At 39.4% G+C, this 11,060-nt stretch carries 10 protein-coding genes and 1 tRNA gene; 2 read left to right on the plus strand and 9 right to left on the minus strand.

Annotated features, from left to right (window positions below; all coding sequences use genetic code 11):
* Positions 1-17 precede the first annotated feature (17 nt).
* Positions 18-593, minus strand: coding sequence for a hypothetical protein (locus CWB77_RS11165; protein ID WP_054202464.1), 576 nt, complete (start codon positions 591-593; stop codon positions 18-20).
* Positions 594-826: 233 nt separating this feature from the next.
* Between CWB77_RS11165 and CWB77_RS11170 the strand changes: the two genes are divergently transcribed.
* Positions 827-1,837, plus strand: a complete 1,011-nt coding sequence (locus CWB77_RS11170) for an RDD family protein (RefSeq protein ID WP_138622765.1) — start codon at positions 827-829, stop codon at positions 1,835-1,837.
* A gap of 16 nt (positions 1,838-1,853) precedes the next feature.
* Here CWB77_RS11170 and CWB77_RS11175 read toward each other — a convergent pair whose 3' ends face one another.
* The 7 genes from CWB77_RS11175 to miaB are packed head-to-tail and all read right to left on the minus strand — an operon-like array spanning position 1,854 to position 9,389.
* Positions 1,854-2,495: an HNH endonuclease gene (locus tag CWB77_RS11175; RefSeq protein ID WP_171043265.1), complete on the minus strand. Its 642-nt coding sequence runs from the start codon at positions 2,493-2,495 to the stop codon at positions 1,854-1,856.
* Positions 2,485-3,885, minus strand: a complete 1,401-nt coding sequence (locus tag CWB77_RS11180; protein ID WP_138622769.1) for an ATP-binding protein — start codon at positions 3,883-3,885, stop codon at positions 2,485-2,487. The genes CWB77_RS11175 and CWB77_RS11180 overlap by 11 nt, the downstream gene beginning before the upstream one ends.
* Positions 3,886-3,914: 29 nt before the next feature.
* On the minus strand, positions 3,915-5,480 hold the full coding sequence (gene lnt / locus CWB77_RS11185) for an apolipoprotein N-acyltransferase (protein WP_171043266.1): 1,566 nt from the start codon (positions 5,478-5,480) through the stop codon (positions 3,915-3,917).
* Positions 5,461-6,345, minus strand: a complete 885-nt coding sequence (gene corC, locus CWB77_RS11190) for a CNNM family magnesium/cobalt transport protein CorC (protein ID WP_010388331.1) — start codon at positions 6,343-6,345, stop codon at positions 5,461-5,463. The genes lnt and corC overlap by 20 nt, the downstream gene beginning before the upstream one ends.
* Positions 6,346-6,367: 22 nt before the next feature.
* Positions 6,368-6,826: an rRNA maturation RNase YbeY gene (gene ybeY / locus CWB77_RS11195; protein WP_010388332.1), complete on the minus strand. Its 459-nt coding sequence runs from the start codon at positions 6,824-6,826 to the stop codon at positions 6,368-6,370.
* A 4-nt stretch (positions 6,827-6,830) separates the two neighbouring features.
* Positions 6,831-7,889: a PhoH family protein gene (locus CWB77_RS11200; protein ID WP_008115160.1), complete on the minus strand. Its 1,059-nt coding sequence runs from the start codon at positions 7,887-7,889 to the stop codon at positions 6,831-6,833.
* Between the two features lie 54 nt (positions 7,890-7,943).
* Positions 7,944-9,389, minus strand: a complete 1,446-nt coding sequence (gene miaB, locus CWB77_RS11205; RefSeq protein WP_010388336.1) for a tRNA (N6-isopentenyl adenosine(37)-C2)-methylthiotransferase MiaB — start codon at positions 9,387-9,389, stop codon at positions 7,944-7,946.
* A 257-nt stretch (positions 9,390-9,646) separates the two neighbouring features.
* On the opposite strand from miaB, the gene CWB77_RS11210 reads away from it, so the two are divergent.
* Positions 9,647-10,828 carry an FAD-dependent monooxygenase gene (locus CWB77_RS11210; protein WP_138622773.1) on the plus strand — a complete coding sequence of 394 codons (1,182 nt, stop codon included), beginning with the start codon at positions 9,647-9,649 and terminating at the stop codon, positions 10,826-10,828.
* 156 nt (positions 10,829-10,984) lie between these two features.
* Here CWB77_RS11210 and CWB77_RS11215 read toward each other — a convergent pair.
* A tRNA-Gln gene (locus CWB77_RS11215) sits at positions 10,985-11,059 on the minus strand.
* Position 11,060: the final 1 nt, after the last annotated feature.

An 11,060-nucleotide genomic window follows, 5' to 3' on the forward strand; every position in this document is an offset into this window, starting at 1 on the left:
TTTAATTCTTTCCTTACTCATAGTTTTGACTGCTCTAACTCTACAACTAGTTTGTTAAATGCTTCTTCTGTTGCACGCTTTGCTGATAAAGAAAAGTCGTTTTTAAACTCATCAAATTCAGCTTTGCCAAAACCTTTAACTTCAGTATTCCATGCTATATCGCCATTGTTATTTAAAGTTTTACAGTTTAACGTGAAAGTAAACTCTGTAGGTGGCCATGTAAATAAACTATCTGAACTAGATTCAGTTGTTATTGTAGGTATAAATACATATTCAATTTTATTGTCTTGTAAAAATGTATTATCAGTTAATGATTCAAGCTTATAAACGTTTTCAAATTTATTAGAAAGTACAGTATATAATGCAGCTTCTGTGTCTTTATAAGGTTTGTAACTAACATTATCGCCACCACCGCCAGGTGTTTTTACTTGTTTTTTAATATCATCTTCAGAAATATAATAACCTACAACAGATATTGATTTATTTTCTGAAAGCTGAAGTTTTTCAGTGTCTGGATTTAAACTTATCTGGTGGGCACAGCCACTTAAAACAAGTACCGAAAACAAGAAAAACATGTTAGTTAATAACTTCAAAATATACTCCATATATTTAATTTTTAAAGAAAAAGTAGTTTCATCGATAATATATGTTTTGTAGTTGCATTGTAAATAATGTTAACCTTATATTTGTAAATGGTTGTAACTTTTGTATCTAATAATTTTTGGCTTTGAGGTGTTTTTATTTTAAATAGAGATGAGTTCGCTTGAGCAAAAATTAAAAAGCGCGTAATTTAACCGCGTTACCTATTTTAATAATAAGTATAATAATGAAAGTACAAGAATTAGAACAATTAGCGTTATCTAAAGCCGAAACTCGAGAAGTGATCACGCCGTATGCCTTTAAGGTTGATAATGCTTTACTTGGCTTGCCTTTGGCTTCGCCGACTCGGCGCGCATTAGCAATGATTATAGATGTTGCATTAATATTCTTAGCTGCAAAGCTCAGTGCGACTATTATTGCATTCGTTGCTGCGATGGCTTTTTACAAAGGAACGGCGCAGCAATACCTTCCTAAAATGTCGAGTGTGTGGCGAAGAATATTAAAAATAGTAGCAGCAAGTATTTTATTTGTAAGCGCTCTTGCTGTGCTTTCAATTGGCATAGATTACTTAGAAGGCGATGACTCTGCTCAAGGCTTAACTGTTCAAGGCTTAAAAATACAGGATGACATTCAGCTTACCTCCACAGAAAAAAAGCAGGTAAATGCCTACTTAGTGCAAACAGACGACGAAAGCTGTGAGCAATCTTGTCAACAAAATGCACTTGATAATTTGATAGGGCAAGTACCCAAATTAGCCGAAATGGACGACCTACAAAACCCACAACTTGCAAAAGCATTTTTACAATTATTAGTGCTTGGTGAAAATAACGGATTAAAGCTTGCGCAGTTAACAGAAGATAAACCCGCACAAACAACCTCACACAGTATTTTGCAGTGGGGCAAAGGTATTATTCAAGATTTAGGTTTGGGTTTTGGCTGGGCGGCTGTGTACTTCACACTGTTTTCTTTATTATGGCGCGGTCAAACCCCTGGTAAAAAGCTCTGTAACACCAGAGTGGTTGCATTAAGTGGTGAATCACTGGGTTTACTTGATTGTTTTGGCCGATACGGCGGTTATGGTGCAGGTTTTGCCACTGGCTTATTAGGCTTTTTACAAGTGTACTGGGACCCAAACAGACAAGCCATTCAAGATAAAATATCAGCTACGGTGGTTATTCAAGGCACTGTGAACCAAGTTGTAAATGTGCAAACGGTAGAAGAGACTGTTAAAAGTTAATTTCAGCAGTGCCGTATTATATTGATTCAATCAGCAACTTTTTTAATATATTTTTTTTGTTTGTATCTTTTTTTACAGTTGCATCCATTATTTGGGCGATTAGTTCAAAATCTTTAAGGGATTCTGGTGAATCAAAGTAACCGAGGGCTTCAATACCTTTGTCTAACTTACATATAGTGCGTGTATTTTCACCTTTCTTTGTACGTGGAAAATAAAATCTTTCTCCGAATTTTCTAATGTGTTCAGAGTAAATGTCAAAATGAGGATGTACAATTAAAAACTGTGATGTAGTCGGATATCTAGTTCTTTTCTTATTAGAAGGTAAAGGTTTTATTACATCGATACTTTGCTTTGCACTATTACAGTCAGCGCATGCGACACAAAGGTTTTTAGCAGTAAAAATAAAATTTTTATATCGAGACTTTGGAGCTATATGCTCAACTTGGCAATTAGCAGCACTTGTTAAACTAACAGGGTTTTTACAATAGCAGCATAAAAATTTTTGGGCATTGCGATAGTGGCTTCTTATGCTTGATCTTAAGCTCTCTAAACTATCATTAGACCAATCAACATGATTAAATTCTGGAGACTCCATAACTTCTTTAATTAGGGCTTTTTGCTCTTTAGTAAATTCTATTGCTTTTAACTCATTGTCCATAAACTTTAAATACCTCATTCAAAGAGTCAATGAGTTCCAATATAGGGTCATCGCGACTCATTTTTAGTTTCATACGATTAAGCATTTGCAGATGTTTAATATCTAGTTCGTCAAAGAACTTGTATGTTTTGACTTTTGAGTAAATATGCATAGAAATTTTAAGCAGATATTCATTACTGTGACCTGGTGATTCAAAAATATTTACAAGCTGATAGTCTGAGGAGCGTAAATAATGCTCCGATGCATCGGATAAACTATTTTTTTGAATATTTAAAATTTCACAGTTTGTTGTCGATATATTTGAAACTATCAGTGGCGAGTGAGTCGCAATAATAAAATGACAACCAGAGTAAGTATTCAGAGATTGATTTAAAATATCTACAAACCGCTCTTGCCAAGTAGGATGCAAACTTATTTCTGGTTCATCAATTAATACTAATGAGTTATCTTCAATTGAAGCCACGACTCCTAGAAAGAGTAAAAAAAGACATTGCTCACCAGAACTTCGAGCTGATAGAGATTTGACTTTGGCATCTGGCGATAAGTAATTTGTTTTTGAAGATTGATCTTTGACTGTTTCAATATCTGCTACAACGACTAAACCTGAACGTATTAAATCAGACAACTCCCTTTTATCAAATTCAATACTATAACCTAAACTTGTCGGTATTAATTTTAAAGATTGATTACTAAGGCTTAATAAAATTTCAGGTGAGGTATAAACAGTTTCGAGTTTTGAAAGCAAATTTAAAAGCTCAATTTTCTCAAAGTGGTAGGCTGCAGCTTGAAGTTTCAGTTGTGCCTCTAAAGAAATATTTTTAATATCTCCAGAAGATATAGTGATAAGTTCATCTTCTGTGATTGTTGGGGTTAATTTAATCTTTAGTACGCTACTAAAGCCAAATTCATCTAGAAATGCTTTTAGCGCATTGGCTTTGCGTAGTTCAAATGTTTGCTGTATGAGTAGTTGTTTTATTGCATTTGATGCTATACGCACTGAAGGGCTTAAATCTTGTATGTATGGCTTAGAGCCGATATATGAATATACTTCAGATAACCATTCATATTCATCGGCCTTAAATTCACTTTGGAAGCGCTCAAATTGGCTCGTTGAGGCGCATATTACTTTTTGTGGGAATTCAGCCCCAAATATAAGCCTAAGAGTTTCGTAATCACTTTTATCATTTAATCGGCGAAGTTTATCTTTACCAGTCTGTGTTTGAGGTTTGTATAGCTCTGCATATTTTGAATAATACTTTCTGTAGATATCCAGCAAAAGCTCTGTTTTACCACTGCCATTATCACCCACAACAACGGTAAAGGCGTGCTTTTCATTATCGATACCATTAAAAAGCTTAATACTACCTATATTTCGTGCTCGAAATCCCATTTCCACACCTTTTTACATTTGAAGACTATTTAGCCTTTGCTTGAATTTACTGTAAACCTAACCCCAAATCCAATCATACCCAATAACAATATAACTCCCCATACAAACCCATTGCCGTATTGGCTATACACGCTATCCCCTTGCATGAGCTTTATATTGGTTTTGAGTGTGGTAGCTTCAAACTGTGGCATAGTTTGGCGTGTTTGGCTTATGGGGTCGTATACGCCACTTATACCGTTGTTGGTAACACGTATTAGTGGACGTTGTAGTTCAAGGGCGCGCATGCGGGCAATTTGCATATGCTGGTGAGGGCCGATTGAATCACCAAACCAAGCATCATTACTCACCGTGAATAATATGTCTGAGTCGCTTTTATAATTACCCCGCACTAGATCGGCAAATACTATTTCGTAGCAAATAGCGGGCAGTAAATTAAAGCCATTCGCACGTAAGTTATTTTGCACTTTATCACCGCGCGAGAACGATGACATAGGCAAATCAAATAACGGAGCTATGGGGCGGAGTATGTCTTCAAAGGGAACAAACTCTCCAATCGGCAGTAATTGATGCTTTTGATAGCGGTTACTATCTAAGTAACGATAGTGGCCGTGTTCATCACTTTGCTCTTTGTTACCGACCACAATCAGGGTATTGAAAATGGTTTTAGTGTCGCGTTGGTAATCGACAATACCGGTCACTAATGCAGTTTTATTGAATGAGGCGGCACTGTCTAAGCCTACTAAGTATGAATCAGCAAGGGCTTCAATTTCAGGCACTGCAGCTTCGGGCCACACAATTAAATCGGCATCCCAGTGACGGCGCGTCATATCCTGATACTTACTCATGGTGGTCCAAAATTCACTGGGGTCAAACCGCAAGTGTTGTTTTATATTACCTTGTACAAGCAGCACAGAGAGGTCTTTATCGGAGTAATGGGTTACCTTTGTAAAGTGTGCGCCTGCGAAGACAAGCAAAACCACAGCAGCGGTAACAACAGGCATTTTAAATTGTTTTTGCGTTAAGCTGTACAATGCAAAGCCTATGGCAATACATAATAGTGTGAGCCCAAATTCACCAATTAAAGGAGCAAGGGCATTCAGAGGGCTATCGGTTTGTGTATAACCAAAGCTTAACCAAGGAAAACCAGTTAACAGGTTGGCACGCAAATATTCACTAATAGCAAAACAAGGGAGTAATAGCGCTGCAAAACTTATAGAGCCGTTTGAAAAGCGAGTGGTTGCCCACAGCGCCAGCGCAGGAAATAACGCAAGGTAGCTACAAAGCAGTGCCATTAATGCAATTGAGGCGACAAGTGGCATACCGCCAAAGGTGGCGATAGAAACATGTACCCAACTTATACCGGCACCAAACCAGCCTAGACCAAATATAAAGCCATATTTAGCGGCTGTTTTAGCATGTACTTTTCCATTGAGGTTTGCAGGAATACAAAAAAATAGCGAGCCTATGCTAAAAAATACAATCGGCCAAATACCAAAAGGCGCGTAGCTGAAAGTTAAAACAAGGCCCGCAACCAGTGCGAGCCATGCTTTTTTATCTTTTGCTAGTAGGGTGAGACTAGTTAGCAGTTTCTTCACTGTCGTTATCATCAGCCTTAGGAATGGTGACTTGCAGTTGCAATATACGACGATTATCAGAATTGGTTACTTTAAACTGAAATCCTTCTATATCGATGGTTTCGCCACGGCTCGGCATATGGCCAAAGGCGTGTAACACGGTACCACCAATAGTGTCGGCATCTTGCGAGCTATAGCCTGATTTAAAATGCTCGTTAAAGTCATCTACAGGGGTCAGTGCTTGCACAACGTAAACATGTTTAGCCAGTTGTCGAATATCTTGTTGTTCTTCTTCTTCATCGTGCTCATCTTCGATTTCGCCTACAATGATCTCAAGAATATCTTCAATGGTTACTAAACCCGATACACCGCCGTATTCGTCTATCACAATTGCCATATGGTAGCGTTGCTGACGAAATTCATTAAGCAGGGTATCCACCCGTTTACTTTCAGGCACTACCATGGCAGGGCGCAAATAGTCACGTAGCGATGGTAAATGCTCATCTTTATTTAAAATGAGAGGTAATAAGTCTTTTGCGAGTAAAATCCCTTCTACATGGTCTTTATCTTCACACACTACCGGAAAACGAGAGTGGGTAGAGTCAACCATCATAGGTATGTGCTCTTCAAGCGGGCTATCAATTTCCAAAGTGACCATTTGTGAGCGCGGGATCATAATATCTCGCACTTTGAGCTCAGACACGCCAAGCACACCTTCAATCATTTCTTTGGTTTCAGGATCGATTACATCCCGCTCTTGGGCATCGGCAATTACCTCAACCAGCTCTTCTCTATTCTGGGGTTCCCCTTGCAACATCTGGGTTATACGACCCAGCCAAGTTTTGCCAGAAGAACCCTGGCTAGATTGCGAGTTATCGTCGCTCATTACGTCTAATTGCTCCGTTTATTTAAATATCGTCCCGATATGGGTCTGCTATGTTTAGTTCAGCAAGTAATTGCTTTTCTATGCTTTCCATCTCTAACGCGTCTTCACTCTTTATATGGTCAAATCCAAGTAAATGCAAGCATCCATGAATAACCATATGAGCAAAGTGGTCATGAAATGACTTTTCTTGCTCTTGTGCCTCAGCCAAAACAATGGCAGGACAAATAATTAAGTCGCCCACAAGTGGGATATCAATACCCGGTGGCGCTTCAAATTCAAATGATAATACGTTGGTAGGCTTATTTTTACCACGGTAGTCATTATTGAGCTGTTGCGACTGTTCCTCATCGCTGATAACAATGGTCAGCTCAGACTCATCACGATATTGGCTAAGCACTTTATCGGCCCACATGGCAAACTGCTCAAGGCTGGGTAAGTTGTCAAACTCACACGCTATTTGTAAATCAAGTTCTGTTTTCACGGTATTACTCTTTAGTCGCAGGTTGCTCATGGGCGGCGAGCGCTTCTTTGGCTTGTTGTTTCTCTAATCGCTTAAGGCGTTCACGCTCATCGTTGCGCTCATACGCTTCTACAATGCGTGCAACTACAGGGTGGCGCACCACATCGTGCGATTTGAAAAAGTTAAAGCTAATTTCATCAACGCCATCCAATACTTCAATAGCATGGCGAAGACCAGAGCGCGCACCTCGAGGTAAATCAACTTGGGTTATATCGCCGGTGATCACTGCTTTAGAATTAAAACCAATACGGGTTAAGAACATTTTCATTTGCTCTGTGGTGGTATTTTGGCTTTCATCTAAAATAATAAACGCATCATTGAGTGTGCGCCCACGCATGTAAGCCAATGGCGCAATTTCAATGATGTTTTTTTCAATCAGTTTTTCAACACGCTCAAAGCCAAGCATTTCAAATAAGGCATCGTAAAGTGGACGTAAGTAAGGGTCTATTTTTTGGCTTAAGTCACCCGGTAAAAAGCCGAGTTTTTCACCCGCTTCAACCGCAGGGCGAGTGAGCAATATACGGCGTATTTCTTGGCGCTCTAGTGCATCAACTGCCGCTGCAACAGCAAGATAGGTTTTACCTGTACCTGCAGGGCCAATACCAAAGGTAATGTCGTGGTGCAAAATGTTAGCAACATACAAGCCTTGGTTATCGTTTCGCGGTTTAATAACGCCACGACGGGTTTTAATCATCATTTCTTTGCCATAGGCGCTACTAGAGGTGTCTTGCTCAAGCGCTTTAGACTCAGTGATGGCTAAATGTACGTTGTCAGGCTCAATTTCGCCAATTTCCCCACGTACAGGTTGAGTATCAATATAAAGGTTTTTTAAGATCTCTACCGCGCCGGCGCTACTGTGTAGTTTACCGGTTACTTTAAAAAAGTTATCACGATGAATAATTTCAACACCTAGACGGCGTTCAATTTGTTTGATGTTTTCGTCAAACGGGCCACATAATGAAGAAAGGCGTTTGTTGTCGGCAGGTTCTAAATAAATCTCTAATGTTTTTAACTGATTACTCAAAATTACTTCCTATTACAGTGCGCCAGCGTTAACTGGCGCAATGAATTTTTGCAACTAAGGTACGAAAGTAGCAACGCCAATTTCGTTAGCTGTCTCGGTTTTTTGCTCACTCGCTGCTTTGGTTAAAATAGCAGAAGGCGCAATTTCGCGGCGTAAGTTCATTTCTGATTCTGTACGAATTAAATCGCCACGTAAAGAGTTTGGTAGTGCCTCGGTAATACGTACATCAACAAACTGACCGATCACTGTGTGTGGGCCAACAAAGTTAACTACACGGTTATTTTCAGTTCGGCCACGTAGTTCCATCGGGTTCTTCTTAGAAGGACCTTCAACTAAAATACGTTGCTCAGTATCAAACATTTGGCGGCTAATTTGCTGTGCCATTTGCGTAATACGGTTTTGCAATAAGTACAGGCGCTCTTTTTTCTCTTGCTCGGTTACGTCATCTGGTAAATCTGCCGCTGGCGTACCTGGGCGTGCACTGTAAATAAAGCTAAAGCTCATATCAAAACCAATATCGTTGATAAGGTTCATAGTAGCTTCAAAGTCGGCCTTGCTTTCACCTGGGAAACCTATAATGAAATCTGACGACATGCTTAGGTTAGGGCGAATTTTACGTAGCTTACGAATTGTTGATTTGTACTCAAGAGCAGTATGGCCGCGTTTCATTAAGTTTAAAACACGGTCTGAACCACTTTGGACTGGAAGGTGTAAGTGATCAACCAGCTCAGGCACATCAGCGTACGCATCAATAATGTCTGGTGTAAACTCTACAGGGTGTGAGGTGGTGTAACGAATACGGTCAATCCCGTCAATTGCAGCCACTAAACGAATTAGATCTGAGAAATAGCAAATTTCACCATCGTGTGTATCACCACGGTATGCATTTACGTTTTGACCTAATAGGTTAACTTCACGTACGCCTTGCTCGGCTAACTGTGCAACTTCTAATAATACATCATCAACAGGGCGGCTTACTTCTTCACCACGGGTGTAAGGCACAACACAGAAAGTACAATATTTAGAACAACCTTCCATAATTGATACAAACGCAGAAGGACCTTCCGCTTTAGGCTCAGGTAAGCGGTCAAATTTTTCAATCTCAGGGAATGAAATATCAACTACAGATGAACCTTTATCGCCTTGTACTTGTTTAATCATCTCAGGTAAACGGTGCAAAGTTTGTGGACCAAAAATAACATCTACAAACGGAGCACGTTGGCGAATTGAATCACCTTCTTGTGATGCAACACAGCCGCCTACACCAATAATAAGGTCTGGTTTGTCATCTTTTAATAACTTCCAACGACCTAGTTGGTGAAATACTTTTTCTTGCGCTTTTTCACGAATTGAACAGGTGTTAAGTAAGATAACATCAGCATCAGCAGCTTCTTCAGTTAGCTGATAGCCGTTGGTAGCATCTAGAAGATCAGCCATTTTCTGAGAGTCGTATTCGTTCATCTGACAACCCCAGGTTTTAATATGCAGCTTTTTGCTCATTGAAATATAGCCTCGTGTTCAATTCGATAGTGGCACAAATATGTGCTAGAAACAGGTATAAGTGGCGGAATTATTAAAATTTCGCTCGACTTAAAGGACGCGTATTTTAGCTGGATACACGTTCAAAACCAAGTATAGATTTCATGTTTGTGATCTGAAATCAATATAGTATGGGTTTAATAATAGAATTAAGCGAAGCGCTCACACTGAGCAAACTAATTACGATACAATCTAAGCAGAGTTAAGTCAGAATTAAAATGATGAAAAACATGGCTAAAAATAATGTAATTGTAGTAGGGGGCGGCATGGTTGGTGCCGCTATGGCTATTAAATTAGCGCAACAAGGCAAAGTCGTACGTGTTATTGAAAAACACCCAATAGATGAATCACAGGTACTTAACAGTGATGACGTTGATATACGTGTTTCGGCTATTAATCGCTTTTCTGAGAAATTGCTTGATCAGCTCGGTGCAATGCCATTACTACGAGCAAATAGATTGGCTCCCTATGAACAATTAGAGACCTTTGAACGGGGTAACGATCATTTATTATTTGATTGTCATGCTATTAATACCACCCATTTAGGTCATTTGATTGAGAATAAGCTAATTCAAGCCAGTTTATGGCAGCAATTTGAGCAACATAATATTGAGATGATTAACCCTTCATCGGCTTTAACGGCAATAGAGCAAAACCCTGATAGCATTAGCTTGCACTATAACGAACAAAGCTATACTGCTGATTTAGTCATTGCAGCGGATGGTGGGCAATCACAATTACGCAGCAAAGCCAACATTGGTATAACCGGATGGCAATATCAGCAGCATTGTATGGGCGTGCTAATAAAGCTCGATGCACCACAACAAGTTAAAACATGGCAGCAGTTTACACCTACGGGGCCAGTTGCGTTTTTACCTATGCAAGCACCTTATGCAAATTTAATTTGGTATGACGATGCAAATACCCTCAAAGCATTTAAAGCCCTACAACCTAGCGAATTAAAAGCCCATATTATTGAAAAGTTTCCAAAGCTTGCTGGTGATTTTGAAGTACAAAGCCATGCTATATTTCCTCTGGCAAGGCAGCATGCCAATAATTATTCACAAGGCAGACTCGTTTTAGTGGGGGATGCGGCGCACACCATTAATCCTCTGGCAGGACAGGGTGTTAATTTAGGCTTTCAAGATGTAGCTGCTTTAGCTGAAGTGTTACGTACAGCTGATGATGTAGGGTGCCCGCTAATGCTTAAAGAATACGAGCGTAGTCGTCGTAACGCTAATTTATTAATGATGAGTATGATGGATGCTTGCTACTTTGGTTTCTCAAATCAAATAGCCCCATTAAAATGGGCGCGCAGCACATTTTTAAAGTTAGCTAATAATACAGGGCCGGTAAAAAACTGGGTGCTGAAATACGCAATAAGCGGTGAGCTTAGTTAAAATACTTATAGTTATTAAAAGGCTCAAATTTGGGTCTTTTTTTATGCCTAAGAAAAAGTGGTGTAGGTTATAAAGGTAGAAACAGAATTAAAGATATAAGTTAGATAATTGGAATTTAGGGTAAATCGTGAAGTGTAATCGAAGACGTGTGCAAATTGGCTGGGATACCAGGATTTGAACCTGGGAATGCCAGGATCAAAACCTGGTGCCTTACCGCTTGGCGATATCCCAA

It is taken from the genome of Pseudoalteromonas sp. S1610, from assembly GCF_005887465.1.
In the GTDB taxonomy this organism is placed as follows: Bacteria; Pseudomonadota; Gammaproteobacteria; order Enterobacterales; family Alteromonadaceae; genus Pseudoalteromonas; species Pseudoalteromonas undina.

Coding starts and splice junctions, on each gene's coding strand:
- CWB77_RS11170 (WP_138622765.1), top strand. CDS start 827: ATGAAAGTACAAGAATTAGAACAATTAGCGTTATCTAAAGCCGAAACT.
- CWB77_RS11175 (WP_171043265.1), bottom strand. CDS start 2,495: ATGGACAATGAGTTAAAAGCAATAGAATTTACTAAAGAGCAAAAAGCC.
- CWB77_RS11180 (WP_138622769.1), bottom strand. CDS start 3,885: ATGGGATTTCGAGCACGAAATATAGGTAGTATTAAGCTTTTTAATGGT.
- corC (WP_010388331.1), bottom strand. CDS start 6,345: ATGAGCGACGATAACTCGCAATCTAGCCAGGGTTCTTCTGGCAAAACT.
- miaB (WP_010388336.1), bottom strand. CDS start 9,389: ATGAGCAAAAAGCTGCATATTAAAACCTGGGGTTGTCAGATGAACGAA.
- CWB77_RS11210 (WP_138622773.1), top strand. CDS start 9,647: ATGATGAAAAACATGGCTAAAAATAATGTAATTGTAGTAGGGGGCGGC.